Source organism: Neorhizobium sp. PAMB6630 (assembly GCF_058242775.1).
Map to the genome: position 1 here is coordinate 3714461 of NZ_CM177836.1, position 22015 is coordinate 3736475.

The 22015-nt window shown below is 61.6% G+C and carries 20 protein-coding genes; 13 read left to right on the forward strand and 7 right to left on the reverse strand.

Translation table 11 applies throughout. The features are described from left to right. Positions 1 to 79 precede the first annotated feature (79 nt). The 6 genes from AC4CWF_RS17755 to AC4CWF_RS17780 form a co-directional block, all read right to left on the reverse strand. Positions 80 to 1708, reverse strand: a complete 1629-nt coding sequence (locus AC4CWF_RS17755; protein WP_491282949.1) for an ABC transporter ATP-binding protein — start codon at positions 1706 to 1708, stop codon at positions 80 to 82. Then, the gene (locus AC4CWF_RS17760) at positions 1705 to 2205 is read right to left on the reverse strand and encodes a type II toxin-antitoxin system VapC family toxin (RefSeq protein ID WP_491282950.1); all 501 of its coding nucleotides are present in this window, start codon (positions 2203 to 2205) and stop codon (positions 1705 to 1707) included. Before AC4CWF_RS17760 ends, AC4CWF_RS17755 begins: the two co-directional genes overlap by 4 nt. Beyond that, on the reverse strand, positions 2202 to 2453 hold the full coding sequence (locus tag AC4CWF_RS17765; protein ID WP_491282951.1) for a hypothetical protein: 252 nt from the start codon (positions 2451 to 2453) through the stop codon (positions 2202 to 2204). The genes AC4CWF_RS17760 and AC4CWF_RS17765 overlap by 4 nt, the downstream gene beginning before the upstream one ends. Positions 2454 to 2517: 64 nt before the next feature. After that, on the reverse strand, positions 2518 to 3672 hold the full coding sequence (locus AC4CWF_RS17770) for an ABC transporter permease (RefSeq protein WP_491282952.1): 1155 nt from the start codon (positions 3670 to 3672) through the stop codon (positions 2518 to 2520). Next, positions 3672 to 4751, reverse strand: a complete 1080-nt coding sequence (locus AC4CWF_RS17775) for a microcin C ABC transporter permease YejB (RefSeq protein WP_491282953.1) — start codon at positions 4749 to 4751, stop codon at positions 3672 to 3674. The genes AC4CWF_RS17770 and AC4CWF_RS17775 overlap by 1 nt, the downstream gene beginning before the upstream one ends. 141 nt (positions 4752 to 4892) lie before the next feature. Beyond that, a complete protein-coding gene (locus AC4CWF_RS17780) occupies positions 4893 to 6731 on the reverse strand; it encodes an extracellular solute-binding protein (protein WP_491282954.1) in 1839 nt (612 codons plus the stop codon). A 196-nt stretch (positions 6732 to 6927) separates the two neighbouring features. Here AC4CWF_RS17780 and mepA point away from each other — a divergent pair, with 196 nt between their 5' ends. The 10 genes from mepA to AC4CWF_RS17830 all read left to right on the forward strand — a co-directional run bounded on the left by mepA (position 6928) and on the right by AC4CWF_RS17830 (position 16113). Then, entirely contained in the window at positions 6928 to 7971 is a 1044-nt protein-coding gene (mepA, locus tag AC4CWF_RS17785; protein WP_491282955.1) for a penicillin-insensitive murein endopeptidase, read from the forward strand. Positions 7972 to 8138: 167 nt separating this feature from the next. Next, positions 8139 to 8459, forward strand: a complete 321-nt coding sequence (locus AC4CWF_RS17790) for a methylglyoxal synthase (protein WP_491285481.1) — start codon at positions 8139 to 8141, stop codon at positions 8457 to 8459. Between the two features lie 31 nt (positions 8460 to 8490). Next, entirely contained in the window at positions 8491 to 9513 is a 1023-nt protein-coding gene (locus AC4CWF_RS17795; RefSeq protein ID WP_491282956.1) for a glucokinase, read from the forward strand. A 93-nt stretch (positions 9514 to 9606) separates the two neighbouring features. Continuing rightward, complete coding sequence (locus tag AC4CWF_RS17800) at positions 9607 to 11448, forward strand: ABC transporter ATP-binding protein (RefSeq protein WP_491282957.1); 1842 nt, start codon at positions 9607 to 9609, stop codon at positions 11446 to 11448. 35 nt (positions 11449 to 11483) lie between these two features. After that, positions 11484 to 12305: a 4-hydroxy-tetrahydrodipicolinate reductase gene (dapB, locus tag AC4CWF_RS17805; protein ID WP_491282958.1), complete on the forward strand. Its 822-nt coding sequence runs from the start codon at positions 11484 to 11486 to the stop codon at positions 12303 to 12305. Between the two features lie 27 nt (positions 12306 to 12332). Then, on the forward strand, positions 12333 to 12968 hold the full coding sequence (locus tag AC4CWF_RS17810; protein WP_491282959.1) for a 2,3-bisphosphoglycerate-dependent phosphoglycerate mutase: 636 nt from the start codon (positions 12333 to 12335) through the stop codon (positions 12966 to 12968). Between the two features lie 332 nt (positions 12969 to 13300). Further along, entirely contained in the window at positions 13301 to 14014 is a 714-nt protein-coding gene (locus AC4CWF_RS17815; RefSeq protein WP_491282960.1) for a DUF1045 domain-containing protein, read from the forward strand. Next, a complete protein-coding gene (locus tag AC4CWF_RS17820) occupies positions 14011 to 15150 on the forward strand; it encodes an alpha-D-ribose 1-methylphosphonate 5-triphosphate diphosphatase (protein ID WP_491282961.1) in 1140 nt (379 codons plus the stop codon). Before AC4CWF_RS17815 ends, AC4CWF_RS17820 begins: the two co-directional genes overlap by 4 nt. Continuing rightward, on the forward strand, positions 15150 to 15749 hold the full coding sequence (phnN, locus tag AC4CWF_RS17825; RefSeq protein ID WP_491282962.1) for a phosphonate metabolism protein/1,5-bisphosphokinase (PRPP-forming) PhnN: 600 nt from the start codon (positions 15150 to 15152) through the stop codon (positions 15747 to 15749). The genes AC4CWF_RS17820 and phnN overlap by 1 nt, the downstream gene beginning before the upstream one ends. Before the next feature lie 79 nt (positions 15750 to 15828). Continuing rightward, positions 15829 to 16113: a hypothetical protein gene (locus AC4CWF_RS17830; protein ID WP_491282963.1), complete on the forward strand. Its 285-nt coding sequence runs from the start codon at positions 15829 to 15831 to the stop codon at positions 16111 to 16113. Positions 16114 to 16157: 44 nt separating this feature from the next. Here the strand turns inward: AC4CWF_RS17830 and polA are convergent, their stop codons facing one another. Next, entirely contained in the window at positions 16158 to 19154 is a 2997-nt protein-coding gene (gene polA / locus AC4CWF_RS17835) for a DNA polymerase I (RefSeq protein ID WP_491282964.1), read from the reverse strand. Positions 19155 to 19247: 93 nt separating this feature from the next. Between polA and AC4CWF_RS17840 the strand changes: the two genes are divergently transcribed. The 3 genes from AC4CWF_RS17840 (at position 19248) to AC4CWF_RS17850 (ending at position 21941) form a co-directional block, all read left to right on the forward strand. Next, the gene (locus tag AC4CWF_RS17840; protein WP_491282965.1) at positions 19248 to 19619 is read left to right on the forward strand and encodes a hypothetical protein; all 372 of its coding nucleotides are present in this window, start codon (positions 19248 to 19250) and stop codon (positions 19617 to 19619) included. Between the two features lie 366 nt (positions 19620 to 19985). Next, positions 19986 to 20426, forward strand: a complete 441-nt coding sequence (locus tag AC4CWF_RS17845) for a MarR family winged helix-turn-helix transcriptional regulator (RefSeq protein WP_491282966.1) — start codon at positions 19986 to 19988, stop codon at positions 20424 to 20426. A 132-nt stretch (positions 20427 to 20558) separates the two neighbouring features. Then, complete coding sequence (locus tag AC4CWF_RS17850) at positions 20559 to 21941, forward strand: dipeptidase (RefSeq protein ID WP_491282967.1); 1383 nt, start codon at positions 20559 to 20561, stop codon at positions 21939 to 21941. The last annotated feature ends 74 nt before the right edge of the window (positions 21942 to 22015 follow it).

The window sequence follows — 22015 nt, forward strand, 5'->3', positions numbered from 1 at the left end:
CCGGTGGTTGTTGTGAAAAGGCAACGAGTCGCCGGCAGCTTTGTTCCAAGCTCTGGCTGTAACGCCTGAGAACCCGGCGTTATTGCTGGAGGTGTGCTGCTTCCACCGCCTTCAGATTGAAGGCCGCCGCCAGGAGCGCACGAGTGTATTCGTTCTGAGGCGCCTCAAAAATCTGCCGCGATGGTCCCTCCTCCATCACCTTGCCGGCGCGCATGACGATGACGTGGTTGGCAAGCGCCTTGACCACCTTCAGGTCGTGGCTGATGAAGAGATAGGCGAGATCATGTTTCTTCTGCAGGTCACGCAACAGATCCACCACCTGCGCCTGCACCGTCATGTCGAGCGCAGACGTCGGCTCGTCCAGCATGACGAAGCGCGGCTTCAGCACCATGGCGCGAGCGATGGCGATGCGCTGCCGCTGGCCACCGGAAAATTCATGCGGGTAACGCCAGCGGGTGGCCGGATCGAGCCCCACCTCTTCCAGCGACCAGGCCACCTGCCGGTCCCGCTCATCCGCCGTCATTTTCGGCTGGTGAACCGTCAGCCCCTCGGCGATGATATCTCCCACCGACATCCGCGGCGACAGTGACCCGTAGGGATCCTGAAACACCACCTGCAGCTTGTCGCGCAGCGGTCGCATCTCGCTGAAGGAATAGGCGCCGATATCGCTGCCGACGAAGCTGATCTTGCCGCTGGACGAGATGAGGCGGGCAAGCGCCAGCCCGAGTGTCGTCTTGCCGGAGCCGGATTCGCCGACAATGCCGACGGTTTCGCCGGCCCGCAGCGTCACATCGATGCCATCGACGGCCTTCACATGATCCACCACGCGGCGCAGGAAACCCGCCTTGATGGGAAACCACACCTTTACATCTCGCCCTTCCATCACGACGGGGCGGGAGGGATCGGCAAGTGGCGGTTCGCCGCGCGGCTCGGATGCCAGAAGATGGCGCGTATAGGCATGCTGCGGGCGCTCGAACACCTCTTCAACCGTGCCGCGCTCAACGATTTCGCCCTTCGTCATCACGCAGACCCGATCTGCAAAGCGCCGGACGATGCCGAGGTCATGGGTGATGAACAGGATGGACATGCCATATTCCACCTGCAGCCGTTTCAGAAGCTCCAGGATCTGCGCCTGTACCGTCACGTCGAGCGCTGTGGTCGGCTCGTCAGCGATCAAAAGCTTTGGCCGGTTGGCAAGCGCCATGGCAATCATCACGCGCTGGCGCTGGCCGCCGGAGAGTTCGTGCGGATAAGCTTTCAGCCGTTTTTCCGGCTCGCGGATACCCACCTGGTTCAACAGCTCCAGCACCTGCGTTCGCGCCGCCGCCCCGGTCAGCGCCTGGTGCAGTTCGAGGATTTCCGACACCTGCTTTTCGATCGTGTGCAGCGGGTTGAGCGAGGTCATCGGCTCTTGGAAAATCATGGTGATATCGTTGCCGCGCACCGCCCGCAACTCCTGCTCGGACGCCTTCAGGAGATCGCGCCCCTCGAACAGGATTTCGCCTGAGGGATGGCTGGCCGATGGATAGGGCAGAAGCTGCAGCACCGAGCTTGCCGTGACCGACTTGCCGGACCCGGATTCCCCCACCAGCGCCATCACCTCGCCCGGCGCGATATCGAACGAGACCCGATCGACCGCCAGCGACTGCGCGCCCCCCTGATGGAAGGCGACCGACAGGTCACGCACGGAAAGAAGCGGCTTTGTCATGCGGATATGCTTTCTAGAAGGGCGGACAGAGAGGGTTCGTCGGGGCGCAGGATGGTGAGCGGCGAATAGGGCAGACGCCCGAGCAAGGGATGAAAAATCTGTTCGACCGCGTGGAGGCCTTTGTCGGCACTGACGAAACAGCTCACTCCAGCGATGAGAGCGGTCGCCAACTGGATACCATCCGGCAGTTTCAGGCCCGGCCGCGTGGCTCGCAGCAAGGACGCGAGATCAAGAACGTCATGCGATACGGGGAGAATGTCGAGCCACGAGAGACCGCCAAACCAGGATCGATAGGCAGTGATCAGCTGTATCTGTCCATCACGGTATGGCTTGACCAGAAGCTCCGACAGGGTGAGCGCGCTGGTCATCAAAAGCGGCGCGGGCCTTGACGCCGCCGCCGTGACGATCTGTTCCAGCACACGTCTTGCAGCACCTTCACCTTCGTTCAGAAGGATCAGCGCATTGGTATCGAGATAGAGACGGTGATCCACCGTCATCGGTCATCCCATTCGTCACGCAGGTCGCGGACGCGTTGCACGGCATCTTCAGCCGAGACACGCTCCGGATTGTCGCGCCTGTAGTCGTTGATGAGGCGCATGGATTCCTCGAAACTCATCAAGGGCTGTGCGATCCCAACGTCTTCCACCTCCAACACCACGCGCACGGTAGCCCCCGCCTGAAGCCCCTCGCGCAGGTCTTCCGGCAGGTTTTCCACGGGATAATGCTCACGCACGATCTTGTTCATGGCGTCCCTCTTCCAAGGCTTGTCCGGCGATCATGCCACAAAGCACGGGCAAAGACGATGCGCCTCACCGGAAGGTCTTTCGCGGGTCAAACGCATCGCGCACGGCCTCGCCGATGAAGATCAGCAGCGACAGCATGATCGACATGGTGAAGAAGGCGGTGAGCCCGAGCCAGGGTGCCTGGAGGTTGTTCTTGCCCTGCGCGATCATTTCCCCAAGTGAGGGCGAGCCCGGCGGCATACCGAAGCCTAAGAAATCGAGCGAGGTGAGCGTTGCAATCGAGCCGGACAGGATGAACGGCATGAAGGTGAGCGTTGCCACCATGGCGTTCGGCAAAAGGTGGCGGAACATGATTGTCCAGTCGCCGACGCCAAGCGCGCGCGCGGCGCGCACATATTCGAAATTGCGGGCCCGCAGGAATTCGGCGCGCACCACACCGACAAAACCCACCCATTGGAACAGCAGCATGATGCCGAGCAGCACGAAGAAGCCGGGCGGCAGGATGGCGGCGATGATCAGCAGGATGTAGAGCACCGGCATCGAGGACCAGATCTCGATGAAGCGCTGCAGGAGAAGATCCGTCCAGCCGCCGAAAAAGCCCTGAATGGCGCCGGCTGTAACCCCGATCAGCGCCGAGCAGACCGTCAGCGCCAGCCCGAACAGAACCGAAATGCGAAACCCGTAGATCAGCCGCGCCGTCACATCACGCGCCTGGTCATCGGTGCCGAGCCAGTTGAGATTGCCGAGCGTGCAGTTGGGATCGTAGGGGCCTTGCGGATAGCCGCTGCATCGTTCTTCCGCCCCCATCAGCCAGAAGGGTGCGGTCGGCGCCGAATGCGGAATTTCGGAATTCACCGTCTGGTAGGAATAACGGATCGGTGGCCAGATCATCCAGCCATTGGCGTTGATCTCCTCCTGAATATAGGCGGAGCGATAATCGGTGGTGGCGAGAAACCCGCCGAATTTTTCTTCCGGATAATTGACGACCACCGGAAACAGCATCTCGCCTTTGTAGGAGACGAGGATCGGCCGGTCATTGGCGACAAATTCGGCTGAGAGCGACAGGCCGAACAGCACCATGAAGATCCAGAACGACCAATAACCGCGGCGGTTGGCGCGAAAATTCTGCAGGCGCCGCCGGTTGGTGGGCGTCAAAAAGGCCTTGCGCGGCGGCTTGTCCGTGGCAGGCGCCAGCGATGATGTGGTGGCGGGAGCGTTCATCACACTTCCCTCTTTTCAAAGTCGATGCGCGGATCGATCCAGGTGTAGATGAGATCGGACACCAGCCCGACGACAAGGCCGAGCAGCGAGAAGATGTAGAGCGTGCCGAAGACGATCGGATAATCGCGGTTGACGATGGCGAGATAACCGAGACGGCCGAGACCATCGAGCGAAAAAATGTTCTCGATCAGCAGCGAACCGGTGAAGAAGGCCGAGATGAAAGAGGCGGGAAAACCGGCAATCACGATCAGCATGGCATTGCGGAACACGTGGCCGTAAAGCACCCGCCGCTCCGGCAGGCCTTTTGCGCGGGCCGTCACCACATATTGTTTCTTGATTTCGTCGATGAAGGAATTTTTGGTCAGCAGCGTTGTCGTTGCAAAGGCCGATAGCGACAGCGCGATGAGCGGCAGCGTCAGGTGCCAGAAATAGTCGATGATCTTCTGCCACCAGGACAGGTCGGCAAAATTATCCGACACGAGGCCGCGCAGCGGAAACCAGTCGAAGAAGGAACCGCCTGCAAACACCACGATCAGCAGGATGCCGAAGAGAAAGCTCGGCACCGCATAACCGACGATGATGATGCCGGAGGTCCAGACGTCGAAGGCGGACCCGTCCTTGACCGCCTTGCGAATACCAAGCGGGATCGACACCACATAGGAGGCAAGCAGAATCCAGACGCCAAGCGAGATAGACACTGGCAGTTTGTCGATGATGAGATCGATGACAGGCGTATTGCGAAAGAAGCTCTCGCCGAAGTCGAAGCGGATGTAGTTCCACATCATGTCGAGGAAACGGGTCAGCGGCGGCTTGTCGAAGCCGAACTGCTTTTCGAGCTTGGCAATCAGATCCGGATCGAGCCCCTGGGCGCCGCGATAACGCGACTCCTCGCCGCCGCCGCTTTGCGTGAAATCGCCACCGCCCGATAGCCGGTCACCGGAATCGGTGCCCTGGATCTGGGCAATCACCTGTTCCACGGGGCCGCCGGGCGCAAACTGTACGACCAGAAAGGAAATGCCCATGATCCCGACAATGGTCGGGATCATCAGGAGAAGACGGCGCAGGATATAGGCGCCCATCAGGCGTTTCCGCTTCGGCCGGCAAGGCGGCCTCTGGTGTCGATCAGCATCAAGGCGTGTGCATCCTTTGCATCTTCGAGATCATGAGAATCAGTGCATAAAAGCGCATTTGGACCCGGCGTATGCCCCGGCGCAAGGTTTTTACGGGGAAGCCTTGGACCACCAGATCGTCGGGAAGCCGATGCCGTATTCCGGCAGCTTGTCCGGATGCGTGATCCGGTTCCAGTAGGCGATCTTCGCCTCACCGGAATAAAACAGCGGCATGACGAAATGGTTGGCAAGCAGCACCCGGTCCAGCGCATGAACCGCTGCCACCTGTTCCGCGCGATTGGGCGCGGTATTGATCATGCGGATCAGCTCGTCAACCGCCGGATCGGCGATGCCGGCATAATTGCGCGAGCCCGGCTGGTTGGCAGAGGTGGAGCCCCAGTAATTGGCCTGCTCGTTGCCGGGGTTCATGGTCTGCGCCCAGACCGCCCAGATCACGTCGTAATCGAAGCTTCTGACACGGTTGACATATTGCGAGGAATCGACAGTGCGGATGCTCGCTTCCACACCGATCTTCTTGAGGCTTGCCACATAAGGCAGCACCGAGCGCTCCTGCGAGGCGCTGCTGAGCAGGATCTCGAAGGCCATCGGCTGGCCGGTCTTTGCGTTCACCATCCGGTTGCCCTTCAGCTCCCAGCCGGCATCCTTGAAGAGGCTGATCGCCTTGCGGAAATTGTCGCGCACTTTTTGCGGATCGCCGCCGACAGGGTTGGTGAAGGGCGTGGTGAAGACGGAAGCCGGCACCTTGTCCTTCAGACCGTTCAGGATTTCCAGCTCGCGCCCCTCGGGCAGGCCGGAGGAGGCAAGCTCGGTGCCCCAGAAATAGCTGTCGACGCGCTTTAGCCCACCATAGGCAAGGTTCTTGTTGAGGTCCTCGAAATCGAATGCATAGTTCAGCGCCTCGCGCACCCGGGCATCCTTAAACTGGTCGCGGCGCATATTGGGCACCATGGCCTGCATGATGCCGGTGGCGCGGAAGGGATTGGACAGCGCCTCGCGGATGACCCGACCGTCCTTGACGGCGGCAAAATCATACCGGATCGCCCAGCGGCTGGAGCTGTTTTCCTGCTGGTAATCGATGGTGCCGGCTCGAAAGGCCTCGAACTCCACGTCGCGGTCGGCAAAATAGGTATAGCTGATTGCCTTGAAATTGTTCTGGCCGACATTGATCGGCAGGTCCTTGGCCCAATAATCGTCGCGCCGTTCGTAGCGAATGGTCGAGCCCGGCTGCACGGCGGCGATCTTGTAAGGGCCAGACCCCATCAGCGGCTCAAGCGTGGTGCGGGAAATGTCGCGCGGCTTGCCGGCGCCATCCTTGCCCTCCCACCAATGTTTTGGCAGAACCGGGAAATCACCGACGATGGAGGGCAATTCCTTGTTGTTCTTCTCGTCGAAGCGGAAGGTCACCTCGCGCTCGCCGGTCTTTTCGGCGGCCACCACATGCCGGTAGTAGCTGCCGAACAGCGTGCTGTTTTCCTTGGCAGAATTGAAGCTGAAGATCACGTCGTCAGGCGTCACCGGCTGACCATCCGCCCATTTCGCCTCAGGCCGCAGCCGGAAGGTGACGGAGGACATGTCGTCGGGAAAAGACAGCGCTTCGGCAAGCAGGCCGTAACTCACCGATACCTCGTCTTCCGACTGCTTCATCAGCGTATCGAAGACGATGCCGACGCCGACAGCCGGATTGCCCCGATCGACCAGCGGGTTGAGACTGTCGAACGTGCCTTCTTCGGAGAGCCGCAGTTCGCCGGTCTTGGGCGCATCCGCGTTGACATAAGGCAGTTGTTTGAAATCCGCCGGAAGCTTGGGCGCCTCCAGAACGGAGACGGCATGGCGCCAGACCGGTTCCTGCGCAAGCGCCAGCCCCGGCTGGCCGGCCAGGACCGTTGAGGCAAGGATGAAAATACCGGCTTTCAGGCGTGCCAACGTCATGCGGTGATCCCTTTGTCGTTTGTTCTTGTTTGACAATGATAGGCAAAACCCGGCCAAAATACAGCCTGCCCTGCTCACAAGCTTTTTTATCGCCGCGCCATGCTTGCGCCCTCATCGTGATGCGACGGATTAACGGCTGGCGCAAATCAGTCTAGACTTACGCCAAAGCCCCCATCTCCCAGGTGTTTGAACATTGATGCTGACTGCCGATTTTGCCCGCTGGCGGGCCGCTCTTATGACAGGCCTTGCAACGCTTGGCCTCATCACCTCCGGGATCGATACAGCCGCGCTGGCCGATCAGCCGGCAAAGCAGGCGTTTGGCTCCGTGGCGTTGCCAAGTGCTGGCCCTCCTTATCCGATCGGCTCCTATGCCAAGGGCTGTATTTCCGGCGCCGTTCCGCTTGCCGATGACGGGCCGCACTGGCAGGCAATGCGCCTGTCGCGCAACCGCCACTGGGGCATGCCCCAGACGATCTCGATGCTGGAGCGCCTGTCGAACGATGCCGCCCGTATCGGCTGGGGCAACGGCATCCTCGTCGGCGACATGTCGCAGCCACGCGGCGGGCCGATGGCATCAGGCCATGCCTCCCATCAGGTCGGGCTTGATGTCGATGTCTGGTTCACGCCCATGCCCGCCAGACGGCTGACGCCGCAACAGCGCGAAACCATTCCCTTCACCTCCATGCTGGACAAAACCCGGTTCCTCACCGTCAACGAACGCCGCTTCACACCGACGGCGGCCCGCCTCGTCATGATCGCGGCAAGTTATCCGCAGGTGGAACGCATCTTCGTCAATCCGGCCATCAAGAGGAAGCTCTGCGAAGCCTGGACGGGCGACCGCTCGGCGCTGGGCAAGGTGCGCCCGATGTACGGCCATGACGAGCATTTCCACATCCGGCTTGCCTGCCCGCCAGGCATCGCCAGTTGCAAACCGCAGGCGCCCGTGGCCGACGGCGACGGTTGCGACAAGTCGCTCGCCTGGTGGTTTACCCAGGAACCCTGGGCAAAACCGAAGCCCGATCCGAACCGCAAGCCGCCCCCGCCGCCGCGCCCGGTCATGGTGTCTGACCTGCCAAGAGCCTGTGCTGCACTTCTGGGGGCACCGGCGTCTTCGGCTGCTGCCGCCTACCGGGCTGCGCCGGCGGACGCTATTCCCTTCGATGCGCCTGCCGAGCCCTCTGAGATGGACGGGGTGCCTGATGATATGCAGACCGTTCCCATGCCGCGCCCCCGCCCCTGACGGCGGGATGAGATGCGCCTTTGCAACGATATAAACGGTTTAATCCCTTCCCTTCCGGCCCGTCTTCGGTATAGAAATCGCGGCCCGCTAAGCAAAATCCGAGGAACATGTGCGTGCCGGACAAACCCTGTATTGCCCTGATCGCACATGATCAGAAAAAGGATGAGATGGCGCAGTTTGCCAAGCGCCATGAAGCGGCGCTGTCGAACTTTCGCATCGTCGCCACCGGCACAACCGGCGGACGCGTGCTGGAGGCGGCGCCCAGCCTTGACGTGACGCGGCTGAAAAGCGGTCCGCTCGGCGGCGACCAGCAGATCGGAGCCTTGATTGCGACCGGCGAGGTTTCCATGCTCATCTTCTTCACCGACCCGCTGACGCCGCTGCCGCATGACGTGGACGTAAAAGCGCTGACACGCCTTGCCACGGTCTATGACATTCCGATGGCGCTCAACCGGGCGACCGCCGAAAAGCTGATCGATTTCCAGTAAGACCCGCCCACCCGGATGACGGAGCCCTTTGATGGCAAGACCTCAGGACAGTGACAAGCCCGCCTTCCCGATCCTGATCGGCGATATCGGCGGCACCAATGCGCGCTTCTGGATCCTGACGGATGTGTTTGCCGAACCGCAGCAGTTTCCCAATATCCATACCGCCGATTACGCAACGATCGATGCGGCGATCCAGGCCGAAGTGCTCGACAAGACGGCGCAACAGCCGAAATCGGCTATTCTTGCCATCGCCGGCCCCATCGAAGGTGATGAAATTCCGCTGACCAATTGCGACTGGGTGGTGCGCCCGAAGCAGCTGATCGACGAGCTGGGCTTTTCCGATGTGCTTGTCATCAACGATTTCGAGGCGCAGGCGCTGGCCGTCGCATCGCTTTCGGAAGAATACCGTGATCCGATTGGTCCGGCTTCTTCGGCCCCGGTTGCCTCTCGCGTGGTGCTGGGCCCTGGCACCGGGCTTGGCGTTGCCGGCCTCATCCATGCGCAGGAAACGTGGTTTCCGGTGCCCGGCGAAGGTGGCCATGTGGATATCGGCCCGCGCAGCGACCGCGATTACCAGGTGTTTCCGCATATCGAGCGCATCGAGGGGCGTGTTGCGGGCGAGCAGATCCTGTGCGGTCGCGGCCTCGTCAATCTTTACCGCGCCGTGTGCGCAGCCGATGGCGTCGAGCCCGTGCTGTCCATTCCAGCCGACGTGACGGCGCATGGCCTTTCCGGCAGCAATGTGCAGGCCGCCGAAACGCTGGTGCTGTTCGTGACCTATCTCGGACGGCTGGCTGGCGACATGGCGCTGGTGATGATGGCAAAGGGCGGCGTCTATCTGGCCGGTGGCATTTCCCAAAAGATCCTGCCGGCCCTGAAGCGACCGGAATTTCGGGCCGCCTTTGAAGACAAGGCGCCCCATAAGGCGATGATGAAACATATCCCGACCTTCGTCGTCACCCACCCGCAGGCAGCCCTTGCCGGCCTTGCCTCCTTTGCCCGCACGCCCCAGCATTTCGGTATTGCCACCGATGGGCGCCGCTGGCGCCGCTGAAACGCCAGCGCCGCCCCAAGGCTGGAATGCAACAGACGGCGGGAATCTTGCCCAGCCGCTAGCCAACCATGCGCCGAGTGGTTAAGACCGCGAATGGTTTTGACCGCGACGGGGCATGAAGGCCGCGTCTCTCTAAATGGGAACGTCTTGTTGGAAGCAGTTGATACAGCCACGGAACGCAAGCCCCACGTCGATTCCGGCACCGTAACGAGCGTGCTGAAGCGCATCATCTCGGAAAATGGTCGTGAACATGTGCGCGGTTATGTGTTTGCGATCTTGTGCCTCGTCGTCGTTGCGCTTTCCACGGCCTTTACCGCCTGGATCATGGAATCCGTGGTCAACGAGGCCTTTGCCAACAAGCGTGCCGATCTCGTCTGGCTCATCTGCGGCGCCATTTTCCTTGCCTTCGTGCTGCGCGGCCTTGCGACCTACGGGCAGGCGGTGACGCTGTCGAAGATCGGCAACAACATCGTCGCCGAATATCAGAAGCGCCTTTTCACGCATCTGATGAAACTGTCTGTGGGCTTCTACAGCGAATCACGCTCGGCGCATCTGGCCGCCCAGATCAGCCAGAACGTCAACGGCATCCGCGACGTCCTGAACCTGACGGTCACCTCGACCGCCCGCGACCTGCTGACGCTGGTGGCGCTGATCGGCGTCATGGTCAGCAAGGATCCGCTTCTGTCGCTGATCGTGTTCGGCGTGGCACCGCCGCTGCTTTATGCTTTGCGGTATGTGTCGAAGCGCCTGCGCAGCGCCACCCGCGAATCGGTGGAACTGAACAGCCATGTGGTCGGCGCCATGCAGGAAACCATCCAGGGTATTTCCATCGTCAAGGCGTTTACGATGGAAGAACAGCTGAGCACCAAGGTCAACGGCATCATCGGTTCTGCCGAAAACCGGGCAAACCGCATCGCAAGGCTTTCCGAGCGCACGTCGCCGCTCACCGAAACCTTTGCCGGCCTCTCCATTTCCAGCGTTCTGGCCTATGCGGCCTTCCGTTCGATCTATGACGGCGTGCCGCCGGGCGCCTTCTTCGCCTTCGTGGCTGCCCTGCTGATGGCCTATGATCCGGCCCGGCGTCTTGCCAAGCTGCAGGTGCAGATGGAACGCGCTGTCGTCAATGCCCGGATGATCTACGACATTCTCGACCTGCAACCGCAGCAGCGCGAGCGGCCGGACGCCAAGGATCTCGTCGTCACCGAAGCAAAGATCGAGCTGCGGGGCGTCAGCTTCCGTTATGGCAATGGCGAAAAGATCCTGAAGAACGTCGATATCGTCGCCGAAGGCGGCAAGACCACGGCACTTGTCGGCCCATCGGGCGCCGGCAAATCGACGATCATTTCGCTCATTCCGCGTTTCTACGATCCGGCCGAAGGTGCCATCCTCATCGACGGGCAGGACATTTCGCATGTGACGAAGTCGTCGCTGCGCCATCACCTCGCCTATGTCTCGCAGCAGCCTTATCTGTTTGAGGGCACCATCCGCGACAACATCCGCTATGGCCGCCCGGAAGCGACGGATACGGATGTGGAACAGGCCGCTCGCCTTGCCTATGCGCATGACTTCATCATGGCGCAGCCGGAAGGTTATGATACGCCCGTCGGCGAAAACGGCGTGACGCTGTCCGGCGGCCAGCGCCAGCGGCTGTCCATTGCCCGCGCGCTGGTGCGCAACGCGCCGATCCTGTTGCTCGACGAGGCAACGTCTGCGCTCGACAACGAATCGGAAGCCGCCGTTCAGAAGGCGCTCGATACTGCCATGAACGGCCGCACCGTCGTCGTCGTCGCCCATCGCCTCTCCACCGTCGTCAAGGCTGACAAGATCGTCGTGATGGCGGAGGGACGGGTGGTCGAAGAGGGGGATCATGAAAGCCTTGCGCGACGTCCGGACGGGCTTTACGCTCGCCTCAACAATCTCCACACGCCCATCTGACGGGTACACAGACGATAACGGAGCCGAATTTCCGCATGAGCGAGCATGACATGAAACTGGTGGTCGTGGGCGCTGCCGGGCGTATGGGCCAGACCATCATCCGCGTCATCCAGGAAACGCCGGGCGTGAAACTGCATGCCGCCATTGGACGCGAGGGCTCGCCTTTTATCGGCAAGGATGCAGGGGAGATCGCCGGCACCGGATATCTCGGCGTTCCCGTAACGTCTGATCCGCTGGAAGCGCTGCTTCATGCAGAAGGCGTGATTGATTTCACGACGCCGACGTTAAGTGTGGAACTCGCAGGCCTTGCAGCGCAGGCCCGTATCGTCCACGTCATCGGCACGACTGGCTGCTCCGAAGCCGACGAGGAAAAATTTGCCGCCGCCGCCCGTCATGCGCGCGTCGTCAAATCCGGCAATATGAGCCTTGGCGTTAATCTACTAGGGGTTCTGGTTGAACAGGCGGCAAAGGCCCTGCCGGCCGCCGGCTGGGATATCGAAGTGCTTGAAATGCACCACAAGCATAAGGTGGATGCGCCCTCCGGCACAGCTCTTCTTCTGGGGCAAGCGGCGGCTAGGGGGCGCGATATCGATCTGAAGACACAGTCGGTCCGGGTTCGTGATGGCCATACCGGCGCACGCGAAGCCGGCACGATCGGTTTTGCGACGCTGCGCGGCGGTTCGGTGATCGGCGAACATTCGGTCATTCTTGCCGGCGAAGGTGAGCTGGTAACGCTCTCCCATTCGGCGCTCGACCGTTCGATCTTTGCCCGCGGCGCCGTGGCCGCAGCGGTCTGGGCGCGGACTGAAAAGCCAGGTTTCTATTCCATGCTCGACGTGCTCGGGCTCTCACACTGATCTCTCACCCGTTTTTCGGAGGAATACATGAGCGGAACTCTCGTCCTTGTTCGCCACGGTCAGAGCGACTGGAACCTCAAGAACCTGTTCACCGGCTGGAAAGACCCAGAGCTGACCGAGCTTGGCGTGGAAGAAGCCACGACCGGTGGCAAGGCGCTCGCCGATACCGGCATCAAGTTCGATATCGCCTTCACCTCGGTTCTGAAGCGTGCGCAGGAAACCTGCCGCATCGTTCTCGACAAGGTCGGCCAGCCGGATCTCGAAACCATTCGCGACCAGGCGCTCAACGAGCGCGATTACGGTGACCTCTCCGGTCTCAACAAGGATGATGCCCGCGCCAAATGGGGTGAGGAACAGGTGCATATCTGGCGCCGTTCCTACGATATCCCTCCGCCGGGCGGCGAAAGCCTGCGCGATACGGGCGCCCGCGTCTGGCCTTATTATCTGACCGAAATCCTGCCGCGCGTTCTCCGTGGCGAAACGGTTCTGGTGGCAGCCCACGGCAATTCGCTGCGCTCGCTGGTGATGGTGCTCGACCGCCTTTCCAAGGAGGAGATCCTGAAGCTCAACCTCGCGACCGGTGTTCCCATGGTCTACAAGCTGAACGCGGATTCAACCGTCGCATCCAAGGTGGTGCTGGGCGATATGTCCGGCGCCCACTAAGCGCCCGAATTCTTTGAGGCTGATCGAAGCGCTGCCGGCATCCGGTGGCGCTTTTTTTTCGAATGATGCGTGCGTTCTTAACGGCTGTACCAGTAGGCGCTCAGCAGTCCGCTTGCGGTAAACACCGAGAGGAAGGTGGCGATCAGAATGCTCGTTTCCATTGTCCTATCTCCTGTTCTGCCCGGTTAACGCGCGAAAACCGCAATAGGTTGCGAAAGGGCTTAAACTGGCCGCGGCTGTTTGACGATTGACATGCTTGCGTCACAGCTTTCCGCTAGCAGCAGGCACTTGATCCGCTAGACTTGCCCGAGCAACAGAAGTGATTCCCCTCCGTGCGTTACGCCGTCTATTTTGCCCCGCCCCAAGATGATCCGCTGACCCGTGCTGCCGTCGCCTGGCTGGGCCGCGATGCCTTTGCCGGCCCCCTGATGACGCCCCCCGCCGATGCCGGCATGGCGCTCTCCGAGTGGGAGGTGCTGACGGCAGATCCGCGCCGTTACGGGTTTCATGCGACGCTGAAAGCGCCCTTTACGCTTGCAGACGGGTTGTCGCTGCCGGCGCTGGAGGCGAGCTTTGACCGGTTCTGCCTGATAACGGCCCCGGTTGTCATACCCCGGCTAACGCTTGCGCAGCTCGGACCCTTCTTCGCTCTGGTGCCAGATGGCGATTCGCAAGGCGTGGATGGGCTGTGCGCCTCCGTGGTCGAAGCCTTTGAGCCGTTTCGCGCAGCACTCTCGCCGGACGATGTTGCCCGTCGCAAGCCGGAGCGCCTCACGGAGCGCCAGCGCGCCTATCTCGACACGTGGGGATATCCTTACGTCTTTGACGAATTCCGCTTTCACATGACGCTGACCGGGCCCGTCGCGGCCGACGATCAGCCGCGCATGCGCGACCGTCTGACGGAACGCTTTTCAGCCTTTATCAACCGCCCCCTGCCTGTTGCCCATCTCGGCCTTTCCGTCGAGTTGCAGCGTGGTGCGCCTTTCATGATCGCGCAGCACGCCGCCTTGCGCGGTGCCGCAGAAACCGGAGAGACCATCGCATGAGCCACGAACTGATCCTGACCAATGCCCGCGTGGTGCTTGAAGACCGGATGTTTGACGGCACCGTTCAGGTCAAGAACGGGGTGATTGCCGATATCAGCGAAGGTCGCACGTCAACGGGCGAGGATTTCGACGGCGATTACCTGATCCCCGGCCTCGTTGAACTGCACACCGACCATCTGGAAACGCATTATTCGCCGCGCCCCGGCGTGCGCTGGGATACGACATCCGCCATCCAGTCACACGACGCGCAGATCGCCACATCAGGCATCACCACCGTGTTCGATTGCCTGCGGCTGGGCTCCGACGAGGACAGCGGTTTTGAGCGCGGCGATATGCGCGCGCTCGCCGATGCCATCGAGGCTGCGGAAAATGCCGGGCGTTTGCGCGCCGAGCACCTGATCCACCTGCGCTGCGAGGTGCCCTGCGCCGACGTGCTGGAGCAGTTTTCCGACTTCGAAGGTGACCCGCGCGTGCGCCTTGCCTCGCTGATGGACCATGCGCCGGGCCAGCGGCAGTTCCAGTCGCTCGAGCAATATATCTTCTTCTACAAAAAGAAGCGCGGCATGAGTGACGAGGCCTTCGAAGCCTTCATCGAAAAGCGCATGGCAGCGTCCGCGCAATATTCCGCAGCCCACCGCGATGCGCTGGCAGAACGGTGCGCCGCCCTTGGCATCACCGTTGCAAGCCATGACGATGCAACGCTTGCACATGTGGCAGAAGCTGAAGGACACGGCGTGCGGCTTGCGGAATTTCCGACCAGCAGAGAGGCGGCAAAAGCCTCGCATGCGGCCGGCATGAGTGTGCTGATGGGAGCGCCGAACGTGGTGCGCGGCCAGTCGCATTCCGGCAATATCGCCGCGCGCGATCTGGCAGAACTTGGCGTGCTCGACGTTCTCTCCTCCGATTACGTGCCGTTCAGCCTGTTGCATGCCCCCTTTATCCTCGCCGATACGATCGAGACGCTGGACCTGCCGCAGGCCATCGCCATGGTCAGCGCCACCCCGGCAAGAACGGTCAACCTTACTGATCGCGGTCGCATTGCGCCCGGCCTGCGGGCAGACCTTGTGCGGGTGCATCGCAGCCATGGCGTGCCGATCACCCGCGCCGTCTGGCGCAGCGGTCGGCGGGTTGCCTGATGGAACAGCGATCAGACGACGAAGCGGCGCGCGGTCGCGGCACGATGGCCGTGGTCGTCGGCCCAAGCGGTGCCGGCAAGGATACGCTGATCGGCTTTGCCGCCTCGCATTTCCACGCCGAGCCGCGCATCCGGTTCGTGCGTCGCTGCATCACCCGCGATGCGGCAGCCGGCGGCGAAGACCATGAGGGCATGACTCCCGAGGCTTTCGAGGCCCTGGAGCAGGCCGGTGGCTTTGCCGTGTCCTGGAGCGCGCACGGCCTGAACTACGGCATTCCGCACCGCACGAAGGATGAAATTGCGGCGGGCCTGCTGCTGGTGGCCAATGGCTCGCGCTCGGCACTGCCGCTGTTCAAGGCGGCCTATAACAATCTCCTGGTGATCAACATCACCGCGCGCGCGGAAATCCTTGCAGAACGGTTGATGGCGCGCGGGCGTGAAACCCGCGACGACATCCTGGCGCGCCTGCAGCGGGCACAGCTTTCGGTGACCGGCGACTACCGTGTCGCCACCATCGACAACAGCGATAGTGTCGACAAAGCCGGCGCGGAACTGGTGAAAATTCTCTACGAAAACCTGATAGCCCCTCGAATCGACTAGTGGCAGCGTCTCCGAACTCGCGTTAAGGTGTGCAAGATCAATTGATGCGCCCACTGGTGTATACGCGAAAGGGAACGACATGACCTATCTGAGAGCTGTCGACGGCCCCTCCCACGACCCTGTTGCGGCGCTGGAAGCACGCATGGTGGTGCTTGAGATCGTGACCATGTCGGCGCTTGCGATGGCGCTCGATACGTCCGATCGGACGCAGGCAACCGGCATTGCCGGACTGATTCTGGAAACGGTGGACCAACGGTGTGGCGAACTGCGCCTGTCGCAGGAGTGCCGCAGCGCGGCAGCAAGTTATGCCCAGACCCTGCTTGGTACGGCGCTGATGTCGCTTTATCCGTCCCACGCGCATTAAGCAGGAACGGTTGTGAAGCCATCAAACGATGGCTTCACGCCAACTCAGTGCGCCTCGTCCCAGTTCAGCGCCGCGCGGGCATCCACCTTCAGCGGCACGCGCATGTCGAGCGCCGGAAGCGCTGCGTGCTCCATGGTGCGCACGATGAGCGGCATGGCATGATCGATCGCGTCATCTTCCACCTCGAAGATGAGTTCGTCATGCACCTGCAGCAGCATGCGCACTTTCTCGCCAAGGCCGGCCTTCTGCAGCACGGGCTCGACCTGGATCATCGCCCGGCGGATCACATCGGCGGCCGATCCCTGGATCGGCGCGTTGATGGCCGCACGCTCGTTGAAGGCACGCACCGACGGGTTGGAGGACTTGATCTCGGGATAATGCGCCCGGCGGCCAAAGATGGTTTCGACATAACCATGCTCGCGGGCAAAGGCCTTTGTCTCGTCCATGTAATCGCGGATGCCGGGGAAACGCTCGAAATACTTCTTGATGTATTCGCCCGCTTCCGATCGCTCGATGGAAAGCTGGTTGGCAAGACCGAAGGCGGAAATGCCATAGATAATGCCGAAATTGATCGCCTTTGCCCGGCGACGCACTTCCGACGGCATGCCCTCCACCGGCACGCCGAACATTTCAGATGCCGTCATGGCGTGGATGTCGATACCATCGGCAAAGGCCTGGCGAAGCTGCGGGATATCGGCGACGTGGGCGAGCACGCGCAGTTCGATCTGGCTGTAATCGGCGGAGAGCAGCTTGTGACCGGGCGTCGAGATGAAGGCGGTGCGGATCTTGCGGCCTTCGGCGGTGCGCACCGGAATGTTCTGCAGGTTCGGTTCCGACGAAGACAGCCGGCCCGTAGACGTGGCTGCCATCGAATACCCGGTATGGACCCGCTTCGTCTGCGGATGCACATAACCCGGCAGCGCGTCCGTATAGGTGGACTTGAGCTTGGTGAGTTGGCGCCAGTCGACGATTCTGCGCGGCAGATCAAGCCCTTGCGCTGCCAGATCTTCCAGCACCTGCGCCGAGGTGGACCATTGGCCGGTCTTGGTCTTGGCGCCACCCGGCAGGCTCATCTTGCCGAACAGGATATCGCCGAGCTGCTTGGGCGAGCCGATGTTGAAACGCTCACCGGCCAGTTCATAAATTTCGTCCTCGAAGGCGGCGGCCTTCTGCGCAAGCTCGCCCGAGAGCCGCGACAGGATCTGGCGGTCGATGGTGATGCCGCGCTCTTCCATATGCGCAAGCACCGGCACCAGCGGCCGCTCCAACCGCTCGTAAACGCGCGTCAGGCCATCGGCGGCAAGGCGAGGCTTCAGCACCAACCAGAGCCGCAGCGTCACATCGGCATCTTCTGCCGCATAGGCGGTTGCCTTGTCGATCTCCACCCGGTCGAAGGTGACGGAGGATTTGCCCGAGCCTGCGACGTCCTTGTAAGGTATGGGCGTGTGGCCAAGCCAGCGCTCGGACAGGCTGTCCATGCCGTGATTGCCCTGGCCGGCTTCCAGCACATAGGAAATCAGCATTGTATCGTCGAAGCCTGCAAGCGTGATGCCGTGCCGCTTCATGACGAGGTAATCGTATTTCAGGTTCTGCGCGACCTTCAGCACCGAGGGGTCTTCGAGCAGGTCCTTCAGAAGCGTCAGCGCCTCGCCCATGGGGATCTGGCCATCGACGAGCTTCAAGCCCTCGCTGAACAGGTCTTCGCCGCCGCTTCGATGCGCAAGTGGCACATAAGCGGCGCGGATGGTGGCGGCGGCAGGCGAGGCACGATTGTCCTGCACGGCAAGCGAGACACCGACGAGTTCGGCCTGCATCGGATCCAGCGAGGTGGTTTCCGTATCGAAGGCAACCACGCCGGTTTCGCGGGCGCTAGCGATCCAGGCCTTTAGCGTTTCCACGTCACGGATCGCAACATAGCTGGAATGATCGATCTTTGCGGCCGAAAATGCCTCGTGCCGGGAGGCAGCGATCTCGGCTGCTCGCGAATTGCCCTTTGCCGTGTCACTTGAGGCAGGCTGCGAGGCCGATGTCGCAGCGCTTCCATTGGCAAGAAGGTCCTGCGAATGTTCGGCGCCCGGATCGAGATCCGGCCCATGGGCCGCCGGTCCCCATTCCACCTGAATTTCGGAGGGTTCGATGGCGCTGGCGTCGCAATCGCAGGCATCTGCCACGCGCCGCGTCAGCGTGCCGAATTCCATCGCCTTCAGGAAACCGACGAGCCTTGGCCCGTCCTGCTTTTCCAGAACCAGCGCATCGAGCGGCATATCGAGCGGCACATCGGTGCGCAGTTCCACCAGCCGGCGCGACAGGCGGGCAAGCTCGGCATTGGCGACGATGTTTTCGCGCCGCTTGACCTGCTTGATTTCGGAGGCACGCGCCAGAAGCGTTTCCAGATCGCCGAATTCTTCCAGAAGCTGGGCAGCCGTCTTCGGGCCGATGCCGGGAATTCCCGGCACATTATCGACGGAATCGCCGACCAGCGCCTGCAGGTCGATCATTTTTTCCGGCGCCACGCCCCATTTCTCGATGACATCGGGAATGCCGATCTGCTTGTCCTTCATGCTGTCGTACATGTGGACATTCGGCGTCACCAGCTGCATCAGGTCCTTGTCGGAGGAGATGATGGTAACATCAGCGCCGATGGCTTCGGCGGCCCGCGCATAGGTGGCGATGATATCGTCGGCCTCGAAACCATCCGTTTCGATGCAGGGCAGGTTGAAGGCGCGTGTCGCCTGGCGGATCAGCCCGAACTGCGGCACCAGCTCTTCCGGCGGCGCCGAGCGGTTGGCCTTGTAATCCGGATACAGTTCCTTGCGGAAGGTCTTTGACGAATAGTCGAAGATCACGGCAAAATGCGTCGGCGTCACACCGACATTGGTGTCACGCGCATTGGTCAGCAGCTTCCACAACATGTTGCAGAAACCGGAGACGGCACCGACCGGCAGGCCGTCGGTCTTGCGCGTCAGCGGCGGCAAAGCGTGAAAGGCCCGGAAGATGAAACCGGAGCCGTCGACAAGGAAAAGATGATCGCCTTTTTTCATGGCCGATGGATAGCGCGATGTGGCGCAAAGGTCCATTGCGGGCAGGCCGTGGCCTCTATAAAAGTAGCCATCCACTTGCCGGAACACAGCCTCATGACATCACGCGATATCGTTTCCGCCTACGCGGCTCCCGCGGGCCTTGCCGTCCTTGTCGGCCTGCTGTGCCGTCTGGAGGGAGACCCGCCGGCCATGACGTTCCACAAGATCCTGATCGCGCTCGTCTTCCCCATCGCCTGGCGCGGCCTGCGCAGCTTTTTCCCGCCCGACACGGATGGATCCCGCAGCTGGCCGGCAGAGGTGGAGTTCCAGATCCTCTCGGCTTGCGTCACGGCCGCCTTCTTCGTTCTCGTGGCGACACCGGAGATGGCGCATGACGTCACGCGCCAGATCCTGATGTTCCTGCTGTTCATCGGTCTTGCGGCACCGCTGCAGTTTTTTTTCGCCTGGCGCAGACGCCGTTCCTGAACACGAAATCCTCACCGGAACGTGACTGCAAGCGGCCAGCCACCTGCCTTGAAAAGGCGCAGGTGCGGCGCCATTTCAAGGTCACCGGCACTGATCACGCCGCAACCTGACAGCCGGCTTGTCCCCTGCCGCGTCAGGTCGGGCAAAGGCCTTATCCCCCTCTCCGGGCCTTTGTCCCTTTATCTGACCGCCACGGCTGCCCCTCCCGGCCGTGGCGGTTTTACTTTGCTGATCTCTGCCGTTGCTGTTGCAAGACAATCCATCGAAGGATATCGTGCTATTGATCATGCCGTTGCACTCATTCGGCATCCTGTTCATTCGCACAGACTGTCGTTATCGATAGAGCGCAGAGGGTCCTCATCCGATATGAGCTTCGAGCGCACGAATTCCGCTCTCTACCTTTCCAGCCAGCTGGCCAAGGGTCTCGGGCGCGCCCTGCACAGGCGTGCCTCGGCACTGGGTTTTTCCCCTGGCCAGTTCCCGGTTCTGCTGGTTCTCTGGCACGAGGACGGGTTGACCCAGCGCCAGTTGCTCGATCGCATGGAGGTGGAGCAGGCAACGCTTGCCAATACGCTGGCGCGCATGGAACGCGACGGCCTTATCCTGCGCGCTCCGCATCCGTGCGACCGGCGCGCCCAGATCGTGACGCTGACGCCGCGCGGACGTGAACTGGAAACACTGGCAACAGAAGCGGCAGCCCTTGCCGAAAACGAGATCTTTGCCGGTTTTCGCAACTTCGAACGCGAGCTGCTGATGGAATACATGCGCATGGCGCTTGCCAATGCCCGCAGCCTGCAGCGCGACTGATCCGCCCACTCTGCCCTTGCGCCTCCAGAAGCCGGCGCTCTCCACATTCCTTTGGCCCAGCCGGTTCCCTCCCGCGTCGTTAGGGTCTAACGTGGCCGTCTTCCATCCGATGACCCCGCAAGGCTCTCCCCCATGACAGAACTTTCCCCCATCCTCGCCAAGGCCGACAGCAATCTTTCCTCAAGCCTCGAGCGGCTGTTTGACCTGGTGCGTATCCCCTCGATTTCCACCGATCCCGCCTACAAGCCCGATTGCCGCAAGGCGGCAGAATGGCTGGTCGGCGCGCTGACGGAGCTTGGATTTGACGCTTCGTTGCGCGACACGCCCGGCCATCCGATGGTTGTTGCCCACCATGCCGCCGACAGTTCCGACGCCCCGCATGTGCTGTTTTACGGCCACTATGACGTACAGCCTGTCGATCCGCTCGACCTCTGGGAAAGCGATCCCTTCGACCCCAAGGTGAAGGAACTGGCCAATGGCCGCAAGGTTCTGACCGGGCGCGGTACCTCCGATGACAAGGGCCAGCTTCTCACCTTCGTCGAGGCTTGCCGCGCCTATAAGGAAACCGTGGGCTCGCTTCCGGCGAAGATCACCATCCTCTTCGAGGGCGAGGAGGAATCCGGATCGCCGTCGCTGAAACCCTTCCTTGAGGCCAATGCTGCCGAACTGAAGGCCGAATATGCACTGGTCTGCGACACCAGCATGTGGGACGGCGAAACGCCGGCGATTGCCGCCACGCTGCGCGGTCTCGTCGGCGAGGAACTGACGATAACGGCTGCCGACCGCGACCTGCATTCCGGCCTCTTCGGCGGAGCCGCCGCCAACCCCATCCACATCCTGGCAAGCGTGCTGGCCGGCCTTCGCGACGAAACGGGCCGCGTGACGCTTGCTGGCTTTTATGACGGGGTGGAAGAAACGCCTGAGAACATCAAGGCAAGCTGGCAGACACTGGGCCGCGACGCCAAAAGCTTCCTCGGTGAAGTGGGGCTTTCAGAACCATCAGGCGAAAAGGGCCGCTCGGTTCTGGAACTCACCTGGGCGCGCCCGACCTGCGAGGTCAACGGCATCTGGGGCGGCTATACCGGCGAAGGCTTCAAGACCGTTATCGCCGCCAAGGCCTCGGCAAAGGTGTCGTTCCGCCTTGTCGGCGAGCAGGACCCGCAAAAGATCCGCGACAGTTTTCGCGCCTATGTGCGCCAAAACATCCCGGCCGATTGCAGCGTGGAATTCCATGAGCATGGCGGCTCGCCGGCCATTCAGCTGTCCTATGATTCGCCGGTTCTGACCAAGGCAAAGACGGCGCTGTCGGATGAATGGCCAAAGCCGGCTGTCGTCGTCGGCATGGGTGGCTCAATCCCAATCGTCGGGGATTTCCAGACCTATCTCGGCATGGATTCGCTGCTCGTCGGCTACGGCCTGATCGACGACCGGATCCATTCGCCCAACGAGAAGTATGACCTCATCTCGTTCCACAAGGGCATCCGCTCCTGGATCCGCATTCTCGCGGCCCTCTGATCGACCTATGCCTTGCGCCCTGCCCGCTTGGGCGGGTCGCAAGGTGTTGCGGCGAAAAAACTCCAGAAAGCAAA